The sequence below is a fragment of the Streptomyces gamaensis genome (assembly GCF_042656465.1).
GTDB lineage: Bacteria > Actinomycetota > Actinomycetes > Streptomycetales > Streptomycetaceae > Streptomyces > Streptomyces gamaensis.
In genome coordinates this window covers 13,361-30,033 of the sequence record NZ_JBHSPB010000034.1, presented here as the reverse complement: position 1 = coordinate 30,033, position 16,673 = coordinate 13,361, and the positions used below count along the sequence as shown (strand labels likewise).

The window sequence follows — 16,673 nt, the reverse complement described above, 5'->3', positions numbered from 1 at the left end:
TGAGGCGCCGAGGGTGCCGGCGGCCCGGTCGCGGGTGCCCGGAAGGTGCGGGGAGGTGACGGTGGTGAAGGCGTACGACTGCGATGTGCTGGTGGTCGGCGGCGGGATCGTGGGCCTGTCGACGGCCTGGGCGATCACGCGCGCCGCGCCGGGCACGCGGGTCGTGGTGCTGGAGAAGGAGGACGGGCCGGCCCGTCACCAGTCGGGGCGCAACAGCGGCGTGATCCACAGCGGGATCTACTACCGGCCGGGTTCGTTCAAGGCGCGGTTCGCGGTGCGCGGCGCCGAGGAGATGGTGAAGTTCTGCGCCGAGCACGGCCTGCCGCACGAGGTCACGGGCAAGCTGATCGTGGCCACGGAGGCCGAGGAGCTGCCCCGGCTGCACGCGCTCGTCCAGCGCGGCCGGGAGAACGGCATCCCGGTGCGGGAGCTGGGCCGCGCGCAGATAGCCGCGTGCGAGCCGCATGTGCGCGGCCGCGCGGCGGTCTTCGTCGGTACGACGGGGGTGTGCGACTTCGGCGCGGTGGCCCGCACCCTGGCCCGGCTGGCGGAGGAGGCCGGGGCCCAGGTGCGCTACGGGGCGAAGGTCGAGGTCATCGGCCGGCGCCCGTCGGCGGTCGCGGTGCGTACGGCGCGCGGCGAGGTGCTGCGGGCCCGCGCCCTCGTGAACTGCGCGGGCCTGTACAGCGACCGGATCGCGCGCCTCGCGGGCGATGATCCGGGGCTGCGGATCGTGCCGTTCCGCGGCGAGTTCTACGGGCTGGCCCCGGGGCGTGAGGAGCTGGTGCGGGGCCTGGTGTATCCGGTGCCGGATCCGGCGTTCCCCTGGCTCGGCGTCCACCTCACCCGGGGCGTCGACGGCTCCGTCCACATCGGCCCGAACGCGGTCCCGGCCACGGCCCGCGAGGGCTATACGGGCCGCACGCTCCGCCCCGCCGAGCTCGCGGCCACCCTCGCCTGGCCCGGCTCCTGGCGCCTGGCGCGCGAGCACTGGCGCTACGGCGCCGGCGAGATCCGCCGCTCCCTGTCGAAGCGGGCCTTCACGGAGGCGGTGCGCCGTCTGCTGCCGGAGGTGTCCGCGGACGATCTGATACCGGCCCCGGCGGGCGTCCGCGCCCAGGCGGTCCTCGCGGACGGCACGCTCGTCGACGACTTCTTCTTCAAGGAGTCGGAGCGGATGGTGCATGTCCTGAACGCGCCGTCTCCGGCGGCGACGGCGTCACTGCCGATCGGGAGGGAGGTGGCGAGGAGGGTGCTGGCCGGTTTGGGGTAGCTCGCCGGGTGGGCCCCACCCACCCCGAACCGGGCCCTTCGCCCCTGAACCCGCGCACCACCCCGCCCGTAGACTGGACACACTGTGTCCGAGAACAACGCCACCCCCACGACCGCGACCGCCACGGCCCCGGAGCCCCGAGGCGCAAGCCTCACGCGCCCACGCCGCGAGCCGATGTTCCCCGAAGGCCCCGCCCCGGACCCGGCCGGCGATCATCACGAGCGCCGCATCCGCTCGTTCCAGCCGCGCCGCAGCCGTGTCACGCAGGGCCAGGCCGACGCGCTGCGCCGCCTGTGGCCGCAGTGGGGTCTGGACATCGACGGTATGCGCCGCCTGGACCTGGGCGAGCTCTTCGGCGAGCCCGGCAGGCCCGCGACGGGCATGCCGGTCGTCCTGGAGATCGGCTTCGGCATGGGCGAGGCCACGGCGCAGATGGCGGCCGCCGACCCGGCGACCGGCATTCTCGCGTGCGACGTGCACACTCCGGGCCAGGGCCATCTGCTGGCGCTGGCCGAGCGGAACGGTTCGGCGAACATCCGGGTCGCCAACGGTGACGCGATCATCCTGCTGCGCGAGATGCTCGCCCCGGACTCCCTCGCGGGTGTCCGCGTGTTCTTCCCGGACCCGTGGCCGAAGAAGCGGCACCACAAGCGGCGGCTGATCCAGCCGGAGTTCGTGGCCCTGGCGGCGAGCAGGATCGCGCCGGGCGGCCTGCTGCACTGTGCGACGGACTGGGAGCCGTACGCGGAGCAGATGCTCGAAGTCCTCAGCGCCGCGCCGGACTTCGAGAACACGCAGCCGGACGGCGGGTACGCGCCGCGCCCGGACTTCCGTCCGCTGACCCGCTTCGAGGGGCAGGGGCTGCGCAAGGGGCACGTGGTGCACGACCTGCTGTTCCGCCGCAGGGCGCACTGAGGGCTGCCGCCGGGCCGGGGTGCGCCCGTACCCCGGTCCTGCCGTGATCTCCACCCGGAATCGGCGCGCTCCTGTCCGTATGCCGGATTAGGGTCGTCAGGTGCATGACTCGCCGTCCCCTCAGCAGCCGCCGGCCGGAGCGACGCCCGCTTCCGCCGCGTCCGGGCCCGCCGTACCCGAAGCCGGGCCCGGTGCCGGGCCTGCCGGTTCGTCCCCGTACGTTCCCGGTACGGGCTCCGCGCCCCAGCCGCCCGTCCCCGAGCCCGGTGCCGGGGGCCCGGGCCTGTCGGCGCCGGGCGCGTCGGCGCCCGTACCGCCCGTAGGGGCGGGGCCGCGGCCGGAGTTCCCGGCGCTGCCCGCGCCCTCGCGCTGGCGCTACAAACCGCGCCGTGCCCTGTGGGAGAGCAAGGCGGTGCGCGCGGGCGCGCTCGTCCTGCTGCTCGCGCTGTGCGGGCTGGTCATCCTGGCGATGGTGCGCGAGCAGACCGGTACGGCGGGCTTCCTGGTGGGTCTGGGGCTGGCCGTGGTGCCCGTACCGCTGCTGATAGCGGTCTTCCGCTGGATGGACCGGGTCGAGCCGAAGCCGCGCCGCAACCTGGTCTTCGCGTTCGCGTGGGGCGCGTGCGCGGCGACGCTGGTGGCGATCCTCGCGAACGGTTTCGCCACCGAGTGGCTGATGAACACCATCGATGTGGCCGGGGACGCGGACGAGCGCAGCTGGGGTGCCACGTTCGTCGCGCCCGTCGTCGAGGAGAGCGCGAAGGCGGCGGCCGTGCTGCTGCTGTTCTTCTTCCGGCGCCGCGACTTCAACACGGTGGTGGACGGTGTCGTCTTCGCGGGGATCACCGCGACGGGTTTCGCGTTCACCGAGAACATCCTCTATCTCGGCACCGCTTTCGCCACCGATCAGAGCATCGGTCACAAGGGGCTGGGGATGATGACGGCGGGCACGTTCGTCGTGCGCGTGGTCGTCTCGCCGTTCGCGCATCCCTTGTTCACGTCGATGACGGGCATCGGCCTGGGCATAGCCGCCGGCCTGCCGCCGCGCCGCCGCCGTGTCGTGCGCGTGCTGATACCGGTGGCGGGCCTGCTGACCGCGATGGTCCTGCACGGCATCTGGAACGGTTCGGCGACGCTCCACCCGCTGGGTTTCCTCGCCGTGTACGCCTTCTTCATGGTGCCGATCTTCGGCGTGCTGACGTGGCTGACGGTGTGGTCCCGGCAGGACGAGCTGCGGACCGTCGGCGCCTTCCTGCCCTACTACCAGGCCGCCGGCTGGCTCACCCCGCCCGAGCCGCTCGCCCTGTCCTCGATGCGCGCCCGCGGTATCGCCCGCGACCTGGCCCGCCGCCGGGGCGGCCCCGCCGCGGCCCGCGCCGTCTCCGAGTACATCTCCTTCGCGACCTCCCTCGCCTTCCTCCGCCAACGCGCCCACCGCGGCGCCGCCGCCCCCGACTTCTCCGCGCGCGAGCAGGAACTCCTCCACCACCTGTGGGAACGACGGGGGGCCGCGCAGCCCGCCCTGGCGGGCGCGGTGACTCCGCCTGTGCGGGTGGGGGCGGGGGCGGTTCCGGGGTGGGGTGGGCCTACGGCTCCGGGTGCGCCGCCGGTTGCGGGGGCGGGCTGGGGTGCGCCGCCGGTTCCGGGTACGCCGCCGGGTGCGGGTCCGGTTCCGGGTCCGGGGACGTACGGGCCGGGGGCGCCGGGTTCGGGGTACGCGCCGGGTTCCGGGTACGGGCCCGGGTACGCACCGGGGCCGGGGTACGGGCAGTACGGGCGCCCTTCACCGCAGGGGCAGGGCAACCCGGTACCGGGTACGGGCGAGATGCCGCCCGGCAACGGGGGCCGCTGACCGGGGCGCACCCGCGCCCCACGCGTAACCCCACTCCCGTCGCGGCGGACGCCGGCAGAATGGCAATGTGCCCGTCACGCCTTCATCGCCCGGCGTTTCCGCCCGCATGAGCCGCCAGCCCAGCAAGGACACGAACCCCGAACTGGCCGTCCGACGCCTGCTGTACGGCTCCGGTCACCGCTACCGGTTGCAGCGCCCGGTCCCCGGCATGCGCCGCCGGACCATCGACATCGCCTTCACCGGCGCCAAGGTCGCCGTCTTCCTGGACGGTTGCTTCTGGCACGGCTGCCCGCAGCACGCCACGAGCCCCAAGGCGAACGCCGAATGGTGGCGCCAGAAGCTGGACCGCAACATGGCCCGCGACCGGGAGACCACCCAGCACCTGGTCGACGCCGGTTGGACCGTACTGCGTTTCTGGGAGCACGAAGACCCTGCAAAGGTCGCGTCCGACGTCGCCGCCGCTGTTGCCCTGGCGCGCACGAAGCGCTGACTCGAAGTCTCCTGTCCCGAAAACCAACTTGGTGGTATGGATTCTGCCCCGCCGCCAGATCTGTGCACTACGGTCAGCTTGACCGCACGAAGCACGTGACAGCGAGTGAACCGCCTCTGCGACCAAGGCCGGACATGACCAACTCGAAGCTCGACGCCCACAGCACAGGGATCATTCCCGCTCTGCCGTGCCCTTGCCGTACGGCGGCGCCGAGCAACCAGGGCCACGGCCTTGACACTTCTGGCCGAGATCGCCGACTGATCACTTGACGCGGCGCGAACGGCGTCGCCGTCCATTCCTCGTGCACCACGGCTGGTTGATGGGTCTTCCCGGCCACGGACGACCCGAATCGGATCGCCTCCTTACGTGCGAACAAGGCAGCTGTCCCGACTCAGCCCATCGCGTGCGTCACTGTCCCCGTACGTCATCCCGTTTCTACCGGAGGTCCGCCCCGTGCCACTCCCCCGTTTCACTTCTCTGGAAATCTGCGCCGGTGTAGGCGGGCAGGCCCTTGGGCTGGAACGAGCGGGGTTCGACCCTGTGTCCCTCGTCGAGATCGACCGGGATGCGTGCGCCACACTTCGAACGAACCGGCCGCAGTGGCGGGTACTGGAGAAAGACCTGCGCGATTTCGTACCGGACGAAGATCACCGCGATGTGGACCTGTTGGCGGCCGGCCTGCCCCGGGTGAAATCCAGCGCCACCGTGAAGAGGCCGGAGGACGAGTACGAGCGGGAGCTGCTCAAGGCGACGATCTATCTCGTCCACAACGTCCAGCCACGCGCGCTGCTGATCGAGAACGTCCCGGACCTTGTGACCTCCGAAGAGTTCGAGGATCTGCGCTCGTTCATGGATGAGGAACTGAAGTTCTTGGGTTACAGACTGTCTTGGCATGTCCTCAACGCAGTGAACTTCGGGGTCCCCCAGGATCGAAAGCAGGGCTATCTCCTGGCCCTGCGCCAGGACTGCGGACCATTCCAGTGGCCGGCACCCCATGAGGATCCCGCCCCGACCGTGGGTGAAGTACTCAAGTCATCCATGGCGGAGAGGGATTGGCCGTACGCTGCGGACTGGGCTCAGCGAGCCGATCGGCCGGCTCCCACCATCGTGGGTGGCTCCAAGAACCGTGGCGGGGGCGATCTCGGGCCGACCGGCACCAAGAAGAAGTGGGCCACTATGGGCGTCAACGGCGGGGCGATCGGGGATGAGGTTCCCGACAAGCACTTCCCCTGGTTGCCGGACGCCAACGACCCGGCGCTGCTCCCGAAGCTCACCGTCCGGCAGGTCGCGAAGCTGCAAGCGTTCCCGGCCGACTGGACAGTCTGCGGCCGGAAGACGTCCACGTACCGGCAGATCGGCCATGCGGCCCCTCCGCCCGTTGCGGAGGCGGTAGGGCGAGCCATAGCAGCGGCGCTCGTAGCCGGTTCGGGCTCTCCCAACTGACAAACTGCGCCTTGTGGTGCTCTCCTTGCCTCCCGTGTACAGAGAGCACCACAGGCAGCATCCTGGCCGAGGCCAGGCCTCGCACGAGCACGTCAGGCGTATTGCAGTTCCTTGGACGGCAGCTCGGCCTCAACGCTCGGCCCCGGTACTTCTCCGGAGCGCCACGTTTCGAGCCTTTGCAACATCTCGTCGGTGGGCGTACCCAAACCAAATGCAGCACAGAGGACGTGCATCGCCAAACGGGGCGGGACAGCGTTTCCGATTTGCTGCCCCACGTCGCGCCCACTCCACGGGTAATCGCCGGGGAAGGTTTGCAGGCGACCCGCTTCCGAATGGTTGAAACGGCGCAGTTCTGTTTCTGCGCCGTCCGCACTGACAACGCGATTACGTCGAATCTTCCCGGTGACAGTGGCCGAAGGCTCCCAGGACCCACGCCGACCACGAGCCTTGGGATTCCCTCCGGTCCCGTAGTTCGAGATCACAAGGAATGGAGAAGGTCGATCGATCACGTCGGCCATGGTCCTCCACGGCTTGAATCGCGTGTCGCCGGCCTCCTGATCCACACCCTTTCGGTAGATCCGATGGGTAGGTCGAGGCAAGGTCACTTCGTCCTCGCCCTCGCGGATCACGCGAGCAATGAGCACCGCTCTCCTGCGAGTCTGCGGAACGCCGTACTCTTCGGTCCGTAGAACGCCGCACTCAGCGGAGTAGCCTTCCTTCCGGAGAGCCTTGGCATACGCCTTCCACACCGGCAGCACCGCTGGGACCTGCTCAAGCACAATCGCTCGGTACGGGTTACCGCTGTCGATCGCTTCCAACGCCCAACGCAGAGGCTCCAGCACCAGGCCGGTGCGCTCATCCTCCATCATCGCGAGATCTTCTGCGATTTCATCGTGATTTTCTCGCGCGACCATGCGCTCGACGAAGCCGAGCACGGTGTCCAATGCCTTACGCCCCACCCCGGTGCCCGCGACAGTGAAGGTCTGGCACGGCGGCCCCCCGGCCAGTACATCCGCATCGGGGAAGTCGGATGGGCCGAAACGACGGACGTCTCCTTGCTTCGTCTCCAAGCCGGCCGCCTCGCGCGTGGCGCAGGCCGCTGCGTCCCACTCCACACCCACTGTCGGGATATTGAGCTTCTCCGCTGCCACGTCCAGTCCGCCAGGGCCAGCAAACAAGTCCACGATCTTGGCAGGCTGCACGTGATCTCCAGTGTGTGTCTTCGGGGGCCGATGCTGCCGCGAGTCTCGTGCGCTCGGTCACACCTACCGGCGACAGCTGCACAGCGACCATGCAGCGTACCGCGAGCCACTGTCGTTGCGGTGTGCACACCTGCTGAGACCGCACTGCCGAATGCGGTGATCAAGCCCCTGTGGAGGGGCACAGCCGAGAATCCACCCTGACGTCACCGGTCAGTCTGCACGCTCTCCAGGGCCAGCATGAGCCACCGCCCATCCCTGGTCGGTGGCTCATGCACAGCCCGCTCTCCATGGATGCATCACGCCAAGATCAGGAAAGGCTCCCGGCGAAGATCTTCCACAGAAGAGTCAGGCAGTTCACAACCAACTACGCAAAAGTGACGCGGGCTTGCGCCTCGCTGTCCCCCTCCAACATCTTCTTCCCGCGAACTGGGGCCACTGCTGCAAGCCGCTCGAACCACTTCATCAATGCATCCACGGACCGCAGATCCACTCTGCCGTCGTCCGGCCCGACGGGTAGCCGATCACCAGGTGCCGGCACAGCATCTTCCAGCGATTCGATCCAGTCCCGCAGGGCGTCGGCATCCTGCGGTTCGTCCGGCGCCAGGACCTCGTAGATCAACGTGCTCGAAGCAGCGTAGGCAAGCTTCGCGAGGCCGTTGACTTCACGGCCCGTGTTCAACACCTTGGTCTCCAGAAGACGGGCCAACGCCTGCGCGGCAGGCCGGTGCAGAACCAGTTCCTGCCGAAGCACGGTGTTCAGAACGTCCTGGTTCCCACAGGCGACGACGACAGGCTCGTAGGCATCACCGTCCCGAAAGAGCTCCGCAGCCCACCAGAGGCGCGAGAAGCACTGGGTGTGCCAAGGACCGGCGAAACGAGCGGCCTGGCCCACCTCCAGGCGGCCTCCCTCCTTCGGCCTCCCCCAGCGCCACTGCACGAATTCGGGTGCGACGCAGAGCGCCAGAAAGTTCCACAGGGTCGAGTCGGCCGCCTCGGCCCTGGTCAGCCTCAGCGCGTAGTGCAGCCGAGGCGCGAGCCAAGCGTCGGCAGCTGTGGGCGAACCGCCCTCGAAGCGCTGGACAGCTTCCTGGCACAGCAGGAGGATCGGCTCCGCGTCCCACCTTTCCTCGTCCGAGGGGAAAGCAGAGCTCTTCATGAGGCGCTGTCGCGGGATCGGCTCGAACCCTCGAAGCACCCCTGACGTCAACGCTCGCGCAGCGGAGGAGTCGGACAGTCGGCCGATCCTGCCGAGCGCCGGGGCCGGCTCACCGGTTCTCACACCGTCTCCTTCGCATTGGTCGTCCTGCCGAGTGTCTTGAGCGTGCCTGCCACGGTCTTCGGCCTGCGGGACTGGAGGGACACAGCATGCATGAGGCGCCTCTGCAGGTCCCCGCCGTTCTCGCCCTGTGCCCGTCGCTCCACGAGTTCGGTAAGTGCCTCCCCGAGGGATCGGTCCGTGAAGAGGTCCGGCAACATGCGCTTGAGGACGTCTTCGTGCCAGCCGCCCGGCCACTGGGCCTGTCCATCCTCCAAGTCACATGTGAACAGGGCCGAGTTGAACATCGCAGTCCATGCCTCCGCCGCTATTTGGGATGCCATCAGTTCACGGACCAGTTTCTGCTCCGGCGTGGCGGCGTTCTCCAGGATTGCCCTGAATCCTTCGACCGAGGAGTTCAGGTAGAGCACAGGTTCGTCGGATTGGGCATCCAACAGCCAGGGGTCATCACGAAATTCGACAAATTCCGGATTAGTGTCGTCCGTGAAGTCTTTCCACATCATCTTTATGGACCGCTGCTTCGTCGGCTGCTTCGCCTCGAAGTCGGCTCGCCAACGGCCTTCGGCTGCCCCGATCTTGCGGCCCACCTCGCCATCGACCTCGGCCACGATCCACGCATCGATCTCGCACCAGTCGATCTGCTCACCGCGACGCAGCTCGACCTCGCCGCGCCAGCTGCCCGAACCCAGCGACCGCAGCGGGAACGTGTGCCGCACCTTCGTCCTCGTATTGCGCACCACAGCGACGCACACCGGTGAGTTCCACGGGCCCTGGGACAGTTCGACCTCGTCCGCAGTGACCGAGACCTTGATACGGATCTCGTCCCAGTCAGCTTTCACGTCGTACAGCGCGATCACGCGCTCACGGTTGGAGACGGTACCCAGAGGCCGCGGTTTGTTGTCGACAACGACCTCGTCCACGTCCAGGACGACAGCGCCGGACAGTATGGGGTAAGGAAAGACCTTCTTCATGCCCTCGACCCCTTCGCCCGGGGAACATCCACCTCAATGCACGACATGACTGCCGGAACCGGATGACTGGCAGCATCGGTCACTCCGCTGAAAACGGCTCTCCGTCCCCCGCTGAGCAAGAGGTTGCCCCCTTCGGTCAACTCGCAGTTCCTCTCCGGGACCAGGCTCCCATCCCATTCGACAGGTATGCCTCCCCCGTCACGGCCCACGAAGCGAACGACCGGCGCCAGCACCCATGGGTTCTCGGACTCGGGGAACTTCACGGTTACCCGGACGAACCACGCCGACCTCTCGTCGACATGCCCTTCCACCGAGTGCACTGTGGGGAATCCCTGGGTTCGCGAGGCCTTCGGAGCGTCGAGCCTGAGCAACTCCTTGAGGACTTCGGGCCCTTCGTCCTCGTTCTTGTCGATCTCCTGCATTCGCAGAGCGTCACGGACGCACTGCTCCGCGTCCCGTTTGAAGTTCAGCACGCACTGCCGTGCACCACGTTGGTAGGTGGCCGTCAGGTCTTCCGTACCAATCCAGTCGTTGTGGTCCGGCGGTTCGGCGGCGCGAAGCAGACGCTCCGCAGCTTCCGCGTCCGCGCTCGCCCTTCCCGTGGCGGCACCCGCCAACAGGACTGCCTGGAAGCTTCGGTGCCCCAAGGGCAGGTCGCTGACCCTCTTGCTCCTCACGACCATGCGCGTGGACCGCATGTACGAGATGTGGTCGGGCCTGGCCTCGTCGTCCCCGGCCGGGGTGACAAGAAGCACCGCATCATGCGAGTCGGGGGATTCGCCCCCCGGCATCGCCGGCCCCTTCAACCTGGGCAGCTTGAGCGGCACGCCCAGTTCAAGCACATCGTCGCGCGCCGTCAGCTCGGTCACAGTGCGCCCGTCGAGAAATGCCTCCACCGCTCTCGAACGCGCAGGCTCATGGTGGTGCGGATTGATGTCCTCCCGCGGCTGTACGGGGTGGTTGTTGCGCCAGGACTCGACCGAGGCGCGGAGGAGGGGTGGGGAGCTCTTGCCGCCGACCATGGAGGCCCAGAAGTTGCGGGCGATGCTCGCCACCAGGCGCTCGTGCATCTCCTCCAGTTGCTCGGTGTCGCCGGAGCCGTCGTAGGCGCCGACGACGAGGAACGAGGTGCCGGGGGACGGGTCGTCCCGTTCGAGGTGGAGGCTCTCCGCCGTGGAGGGGTCTCCCCACCAGGAGCGGGCGGAGTCCTGGCGTTCGTGGTCCGCGACGCCGAACCAGGCCGGTCCGGCGAACTCGTCGTTCCCGAGGGCGTGCCAGGGGAGTTCGAGTCGTCCGGCCATCCGTCGCTCGTGACGGCCGTCCTGGGCCCGGGACAGGGTGCTGTTCACCAGGACGAGCCCGAACCGGCTCGCCGCCCACAGGGCCGCCTTGCCCAGTCCGTAGGAACCGCCCTGGGTACCCGCCTTGCCGCTGTCCAACGTCCTGCGCATCACGCGGGCGAAGCGACCGTCGGCATACTCCGGTCCGGTGAGACCGGAGGCATTGAAATCATCGACACGCAGGAGAACCAGGCGTTGGGTTCGCTCCAACTCCTGCAATCCATCGCGGAGTACGCGGCCGACTTTCTGTCCCGGGTCGGCTGCCGCGTGAAGGTGCTTCTCAATCTCGCTCCACCGAAGCGCCTCCAGGAAGCGGTCGAGGTGATGCCCCGTCAGTTCATGTAGCACGAAACGCGACGCGACAGGTCCGTCGGCCGACAGGCGCTCATCGAGACTGTTCTGGGTGGCCTCACGGGCCAGGACCTCCAGGTTTGCGGCAAAGGCGAACGCGGCGGCGTTGCCGCCTTCCCGGCCTCCGTCGGCAGGCGCCTTGCGGAAGATCCACGAGAGTTCCGACGAAGACGCACCGGGCGGTCGCCGGTTGACCGCGTCCTCGACACTGACGCCGAGAGCCTCGGCGATTGAGGCGATCTTCTCGTAGCGCGGCATCGACCGGCCGAAGACCCAGGCGTTGACCGCCGCAGGCGTCACGTCGATCCGGGCCGCCAACGCCTTCTGGGACATGCCCCGTTGCTTCAACATGTCCACGAGCCACTCAGCGAAGTCTTGCGGCACGCGTCACACTCCCCTCCATCGGCACCAGAACATTTAACAGTAGACGGCAAGCAGGCACTAAATCGAGGGTGATCGAATATAAAAGACCTGAACTCAAGGAGCACATAGCGGACATATAGCCGCAATTCCTCACGTGCGTACACCCCTAAACGCCAGTAGAGAAGTGCCGCCCGCCCGGGACTTGGTCGCGCAGGACGTTGGACAGCGGCAAGGCGGGTACCCAGGGCGGTTCCTACGGACTGGGCAAGGCGGCCCTGTGGGCGGCGAGCCGGTTCGGGCTCGTCCTGGTGAACAGCACCCTGTCCCGGGCCCAGGACGGCCGTCACGAGCGACGGATGGCCGGACGACTCGAACTCCCCTGGCACGCCCTGGACAACGACGAGGACGCCGCGCGCTCCTGGTGGGGAGACCCCTCCACAGCGGAGAGCCTCCACCTCGAACGGGACGACCCGCCCCCCGGCGCCTACGACGGCTCCGGCGACACCGAGCAACTGGAGGAGATGCACGAGCGCCTGGTGGCGAGCATCGCCCGCAACTTCTGGGCCTCCATGGTCGGCGGCAAGAGCTCCCCACCCCTCCTCCGCGCCGAGTCCTGGCGCAACAACCGCCCAGCCCTGCTGTTCGAACCGACATGGTCCGGGTAGAGTCTCATGTGGCCGCTGAGGCAGCCGAACTGACGTATCGTCGGATACGGCACGACTGGCATCAGCGTGACATTTGGGACAAATGATCCACAGCGGTTCGCCGGGCCCGCAGGGAGGAGCATGCGAAACAAGAGCCAGAACATGTGAACTCGGCCGGTGGTGACGGCAGTTCACCCATCGGAGTATCTTTTCCTCGGCCGGTGCTCCGGCTCCAGAGCAGACGAACCGGGCCCTCGACGTCGGGGCCCGGGAACGTCTCGGCGCCCCTCGACAAGAAAAGAGGACGCTATGGAGTGCCGCCACTACAGGCCGTCACGGAGGTCCTGTACGAGGGCAAGGAGGCGTGCCCGGGATTGGGCATCAGTCTTCAAGGCCGTCTACTGGATCTACCTGCTCGTGTGGGAACTCTTCACTGAGCGGTAGTGCCATCCCCCAATTGCGACTTGGGGGATGGCACCCGTAGCGGCCAGCCCCGTCGTTGGAGCGGCGGGGCCACCCATCCGCGGGCTGAGTTGGTATGCAGCTACCAGCTCAGCCCGCGGAATTCTCGGTGAACTTCAGTGGTCCGGTGCCACTACGCAGCCAATGGTCAACCGGCCGTCCGCTGCACGGCCCGCCGTGACACATAAGATTCGCCATGCCCAAGATACCGCGAAAATGCACCAGACTCTACCCCGGGTGGCCAGCAACCACAGTAGCCGCGATCGTCTGGATTCTCTGGTCTCTAACGTTACCTAACACAAACGAGTGAGAAATCGCAGCACAGGCGTTGACGTTTCCCGTTGGAGTGACAGTGATACGGGGTCGCGCGCAGCAGCCTCTGTCACGCCGGACGACTCCGACCCCCAGCGCTCGAAGCAACACCTCGGCCTGAAGGGTCCGTTCCTCCGTCACCGCCTCAACGAGATTCACTCTTAAGGTAATTCCACGACGCACGGCTTCAGCGATAGGCAAACGAGCACCCTCACTGCCGCACAGAGCATCAGCGCAGCAGTCCACAGCCAAAGCAACCCGCCGTGCGAGGGCCGGCCATTCCACACGGCTTGACCTATAAAGGTCCAGATACAGCTCCACGTCCAGCCCGCATGTACGCGCGTGGTCCACAAGCTGTGGGAGGTGCGAATTCGAACTGCCCCCTGCACAGACAAACTGGACTCCGTGCACACCGAGTTGGGCCGCATCCGAGATCACCTCACGCCAAATGCCACATGTGACCGGCCCTCCAATCGTCGCAGGCGGAATGGAATGAGCGCAGCAACGAACGCAGCTCACCGGACATGACTCCGCAACCTCTATGTCCATTACGGATACGGCGAGTTCAGCTGTCACACGACATACCTCGCCCCCGCCGTCCGGTGATCCTCCCGTCTCCTGCCACGAAGCTAGCCGGCTCCGACGACTCGTCGCAATGCTGCGCCGGCACCTATTTGAACCCCGACAGACCAAACGCCTCCCACCTGCACAGATGGGAGGCGCAACATCTACCAAATCACCCTTCCGGGTGATTCAGGACGCCTCTCTTGACGCTGGCTGTGAGTGCCCGCAGCCCACCACGGCTAGTGGCGATGACCACCCCGGGATAGTCGCTCTCGCGTATCACTATCCCGTCGCCGAACCAACCCACCTCCACACAGCTGTTCTCGTCTCCGCCACCTGAATACGACGACTTCTGCCAATCAATATGCGTAACCATTGCCTTGGCTCTCACATCTCCTGGATCACTCTCTGGATGAACTTCCGCGAGTCGTCCGAGCAGAGAGCCAGGCTCTCCACCGCATCGAGCATCTCGCGATAGACGGAGAGTAGAGCAGGCGCGCCAACGAAGCGGATACCCTTGGCCTGATCGATTTGGACAGTGTCCAGTTCAGGGACGGGTCCTCCGGCGTAGAGGACAGACTGGGCCGAACCAGTCAGGTTGTCAGTGTCAAACGGAACGATGTGCAGCTTCACCGCAGGCCACTCCGCCACATCGCGAAGGAACTTCAGCTGTTCACGCTGGACTTGGCGGCTCCCGTAACGCATGCGCAGAGCTGCCTCATGGACGATGACTGTCGTCGGAGGCGGGGACGTCCGTTCATAGATCGCACGCCGAGCCATGCGGTGCTCGACACGCGCGTCCAGCTCGACTTCGGACAGGCTTGGGGTGGCGCCACCGAACACAGCCCGAGCGTAGCTCTCGGTCTGAAAAATGCCCGGAATGTAGGCGACTTGGAAAGTTCGGAGCTCGCGCGCGTGGTGCTCCATCTCGGCGACATCGAGGAAGCCCGGCAGTAGGACACCACGGTAAGCCGTCCACCAGCCACGAGTTCTGTCCTCGGCCATCGCGCACAGCTCATCGACCAACCGTTTGTCACCGGCCCTGTAGTGCACGGCGAGCCGTCGCACCCGTTCCGCGCTCACGCCCCACCTGCCGGCCTCGATGTGGGAGATCTGGGCGGAGCCGCCGCCCAGCAGCGCGCCCGCCTCTCCCGTGGACATGCCGCACGCCTCGCGCAACTTCCGTAGTTCCGCGCCGAGTCGGGCCTGGCGTGCGGTCGGGTTGGTCCTCGGCGGCATGGGTGCACCTCTCCGTCCCGTGTCTTCGAGTGTCCCGCGCAACGATTGCACAGTCCACTCACCGTGATCGATTGAAGGCGCAGTGTTGCGCCGTCGCAGATCTGTACCCTATGGTCCTTGCCCACACCGCGCAGCACCGCGCCGGGAAGAGCCGAAGTGCAGCCTCCCGCATGTCAGTTGGCAGGACAAAAATGGTTGGTCGCGCCACGGACGGTAGCGGGTTCGCGCACCCGAAGGCCCCCACTCAGGAGGCCACGGCCCGTAGGGAGACGACATGGCTACCGCAAGCGCAACGCTCAGCACTCCCCCGATCACCTGCGACAACGGCACGGCCGAGTCGTACCGGATGATCGCCCCCGCCACCCGTACCACCGCCCGCGTAGCCCGCGCCTTCGTGACGGCCGTCCTCGAAGCGGAAGGGATGCCCGCGCTCGTCGACGACGCCTGCGTGTGCGTGTCCGACGTCGTCTCCAACGTCGTGCAGCACGCCCGCGTCAACACCATGGCCGTCGACGTCAACGTAGGGGAGGAGGGCGTGGTCGTCGGGGTACGGGACGGGGACACCCGGCGCTGGCCCCGGCGGCGGGAGCCGCGCCCCGAGGACGAGGCCGGGCGCGGGCTCGCGCTCGTACGGCGGCTGTCCGACGCGTCCGGCGTGGCGCTGACCTGGGACGGGCTCGACGTCGTCGGCAAGTGCGTGTGGTTCTCGCTGGACCAGCAGCCACGGCCGCAGCTCCGGGCCGTGCCGGCACAGGGGTAGGACCCAGCTCGTCCCCTGAGGCTGCCGGTCCGCCCGTACGCGCCTGTTCGTCTCGGTGGGCCGAGCAGTACGACGGCGTCGACCGGGTGGCCGTGTGCCCCCGGCGGACGCCGCCGTCTGCTGTGAGCTGCGAACCCGCTATCCGCGCAGGAAGCCGTCTCCGTGTGTGGTGATGTGGGCTTCGAGTGCGCTGAGGGCGTCCTGGGTGGCCTGGTCCGTGCCGGAGCCGCGCTTCTCCGCGTAGTAGGCCGCGCCGAGTTTCCTCAGCAGGTCGTTTCCGGCCCGGTTCGCCTGTACCTCGTCGACTTTCTCCTTTCCCTGCTGGAGGGCTTGCTGCGCCTGCTCCTTGGCCCTGTCGAGGAATCCAGCCATGTCAACCTCCAAGATCGGTTATCCGGTCCTTACCCCGGTCCCGTCGGATGTGATCCGGACGTGGGCCGGGATTCCCGTTTCGGGGGATGTGCAGATGGTCTTCATGCCTTTGCCCGGGAACCCCAACGGCACGCCCTACGGGCGGGCAGCAACCGCGCGTACCACCGCGCGCGGACGGGACGTGCGCGGTCGGCCGCTGCGAGGAGCCGGGGGCAGCAGAAGGGGCCGGGGGTAGCCAGGGTGGGACAGCGGTTGAGGATTCCCTGGAGGTCAGATGTTCGGCGGGCGCGGTGTGACAGTGGCGTTGAGTTCCCTGGCCCTGGTGGGCTGTTCGCTGGTCTGGGCCCCAGCCGGCCAGGCCCACGGGGGTAGGGAGAGAAGTGTGGTCTGTACGGGCACTTCCCACAGCTCTTACGATCCGCCTCTGACCATCGTCCCCCGCAAGACCAGCATTCACGCGAAGGACCAGTACACGTGCGGCGTCACACCCGGCCACAGCGTGGGGGCCACCGGGTCCTTCGACTCCGTGTCGCCGACGATGTCCTGTGTGCAGGTGGGGAGTTCCGCGGCAACCGAGACCGTTCACTATGCCGACGGAGCACGGTCGGTCATCGTCTTCGGCCGCAGCACCACTGCTCGTATCGCCGGCATCGTCGTTGTCAGTCGCTCCGGCGTGGTCACCGAGGGGCGCGGGGAAGGACGGCCCGCACAGCGGGCTCTGTTCGGGGTGCCCGGTCAGCTGCCCACGGAATGTCTCACTTCCGGCCTTCGGGGAGTCGACAGTGGGGTGCTGCTGGAGATCGGGCCTTGAGGTCGTTGGTTTACCTTTGGGGCGGTGGCGGAT

14 protein-coding genes are annotated in these 16,673 nt (G+C 67.6%); 7 read left to right on the top strand and 7 right to left on the bottom strand.

Annotated elements, in window-relative coordinates; all coding sequences use genetic code 11:
- The first annotated feature begins 64 nt into the window (after positions 1–64).
- The 5 genes from lhgO to ACFP1Z_RS31900 all read left to right on the top strand — a co-directional run bounded on the left by lhgO (position 65) and on the right by ACFP1Z_RS31900 (position 5,973).
- Positions 65–1,273: an L-2-hydroxyglutarate oxidase gene (gene lhgO, locus ACFP1Z_RS31920; RefSeq protein WP_390321265.1), complete on the top strand. Its 1,209-nt coding sequence runs from the start codon at positions 65–67 to the stop codon at positions 1,271–1,273.
- 84 nt (positions 1,274–1,357) lie between these two features.
- A complete protein-coding gene (gene trmB / locus ACFP1Z_RS31915) occupies positions 1,358–2,188 on the top strand; it encodes a tRNA (guanosine(46)-N7)-methyltransferase TrmB (protein ID WP_390321255.1) in 831 nt (276 codons plus the stop codon).
- Positions 2,189–2,471: 283 nt separating this feature from the next.
- A complete protein-coding gene (locus ACFP1Z_RS31910; RefSeq protein ID WP_390321263.1) occupies positions 2,472–4,040 on the top strand; it encodes a PrsW family intramembrane metalloprotease in 1,569 nt (522 codons plus the stop codon).
- 106 nt (positions 4,041–4,146) lie between these two features.
- Positions 4,147–4,530, top strand: coding sequence for a very short patch repair endonuclease (locus tag ACFP1Z_RS31905; protein WP_390321253.1), 384 nt, complete (start codon positions 4,147–4,149; stop codon positions 4,528–4,530).
- A gap of 453 nt (positions 4,531–4,983) precedes the next feature.
- The gene (locus tag ACFP1Z_RS31900) at positions 4,984–5,973 is read left to right on the top strand and encodes a DNA cytosine methyltransferase (protein WP_390321252.1); all 990 of its coding nucleotides are present in this window, start codon (positions 4,984–4,986) and stop codon (positions 5,971–5,973) included.
- Between the two features lie 92 nt (positions 5,974–6,065).
- Here the strand turns inward: ACFP1Z_RS31900 and ACFP1Z_RS31895 are convergent, their stop codons facing one another.
- The 4 genes from ACFP1Z_RS31895 to ACFP1Z_RS31880 all read right to left on the bottom strand — a co-directional run bounded on the left by ACFP1Z_RS31895 (position 6,066) and on the right by ACFP1Z_RS31880 (position 11,497).
- On the bottom strand, positions 6,066–7,175 hold the full coding sequence (locus ACFP1Z_RS31895) for a DNA cytosine methyltransferase (protein WP_390321250.1): 1,110 nt from the start codon (positions 7,173–7,175) through the stop codon (positions 6,066–6,068).
- A 364-nt stretch (positions 7,176–7,539) separates the two neighbouring features.
- Entirely contained in the window at positions 7,540–8,454 is a 915-nt protein-coding gene (locus ACFP1Z_RS31890; protein ID WP_390321249.1) for a DUF6339 family protein, read from the bottom strand.
- Positions 8,451–9,422: a hypothetical protein gene (locus ACFP1Z_RS31885; RefSeq protein WP_390321248.1), complete on the bottom strand. Its 972-nt coding sequence runs from the start codon at positions 9,420–9,422 to the stop codon at positions 8,451–8,453. Before ACFP1Z_RS31885 ends, ACFP1Z_RS31890 begins: the two co-directional genes overlap by 4 nt.
- Positions 9,419–11,497: a helix-turn-helix domain-containing protein gene (locus tag ACFP1Z_RS31880; protein WP_390321247.1), complete on the bottom strand. Its 2,079-nt coding sequence runs from the start codon at positions 11,495–11,497 to the stop codon at positions 9,419–9,421. The genes ACFP1Z_RS31885 and ACFP1Z_RS31880 overlap by 4 nt, the downstream gene beginning before the upstream one ends.
- A 197-nt stretch (positions 11,498–11,694) precedes the next feature.
- Between ACFP1Z_RS31880 and ACFP1Z_RS31875 the strand changes: the two genes are divergently transcribed.
- On the top strand, positions 11,695–12,141 hold the full coding sequence (locus ACFP1Z_RS31875; RefSeq protein WP_390321246.1) for a hypothetical protein: 447 nt from the start codon (positions 11,695–11,697) through the stop codon (positions 12,139–12,141).
- 1,489 nt (positions 12,142–13,630) lie between these two features.
- Here ACFP1Z_RS31875 and ACFP1Z_RS31870 read toward each other — a convergent pair.
- Both ACFP1Z_RS31870 and ACFP1Z_RS31865 read right to left on the bottom strand, forming a co-directional pair.
- Positions 13,631–13,834: a DUF397 domain-containing protein gene (locus ACFP1Z_RS31870; protein WP_390321262.1), complete on the bottom strand. Its 204-nt coding sequence runs from the start codon at positions 13,832–13,834 to the stop codon at positions 13,631–13,633.
- Between the two features lie 11 nt (positions 13,835–13,845).
- Positions 13,846–14,697, bottom strand: a complete 852-nt coding sequence (locus tag ACFP1Z_RS31865; protein ID WP_390321244.1) for a helix-turn-helix domain-containing protein — start codon at positions 14,695–14,697, stop codon at positions 13,846–13,848.
- Between the two features lie 274 nt (positions 14,698–14,971).
- Here ACFP1Z_RS31865 and ACFP1Z_RS31860 point away from each other — a divergent pair, with 274 nt between their 5' ends.
- Positions 14,972–15,457 carry an ATP-binding protein gene (locus tag ACFP1Z_RS31860; protein WP_390321243.1) on the top strand — a complete coding sequence of 162 codons (486 nt, stop codon included), beginning with the start codon at positions 14,972–14,974 and terminating at the stop codon, positions 15,455–15,457.
- A gap of 138 nt (positions 15,458–15,595) precedes the next feature.
- Here ACFP1Z_RS31860 and ACFP1Z_RS31855 read toward each other — a convergent pair whose 3' ends face one another.
- Complete coding sequence (locus tag ACFP1Z_RS31855; protein ID WP_390321242.1) at positions 15,596–15,829, bottom strand: hypothetical protein; 234 nt, start codon at positions 15,827–15,829, stop codon at positions 15,596–15,598.
- Between the last annotated feature and the right edge of the window lie 844 nt (positions 15,830–16,673).

Coding starts and splice junctions, on each gene's coding strand:
- ACFP1Z_RS31865 (WP_390321244.1), bottom strand. CDS start 14,697: ATGCCGCCGAGGACCAACCCGACCGCACGCCAGGCCCGACTCGGCGCG.
- ACFP1Z_RS31870 (WP_390321262.1), bottom strand. CDS start 13,834: ATGGTTACGCATATTGATTGGCAGAAGTCGTCGTATTCAGGTGGCGGA.
- ACFP1Z_RS31905 (WP_390321253.1), top strand. CDS start 4,147: ATGAGCCGCCAGCCCAGCAAGGACACGAACCCCGAACTGGCCGTCCGA.
- ACFP1Z_RS31885 (WP_390321248.1), bottom strand. CDS start 9,422: ATGAAGAAGGTCTTTCCTTACCCCATACTGTCCGGCGCTGTCGTCCTG.
- ACFP1Z_RS31855 (WP_390321242.1), bottom strand. CDS start 15,829: ATGGCTGGATTCCTCGACAGGGCCAAGGAGCAGGCGCAGCAAGCCCTC.
- ACFP1Z_RS31860 (WP_390321243.1), top strand. CDS start 14,972: ATGGCTACCGCAAGCGCAACGCTCAGCACTCCCCCGATCACCTGCGAC.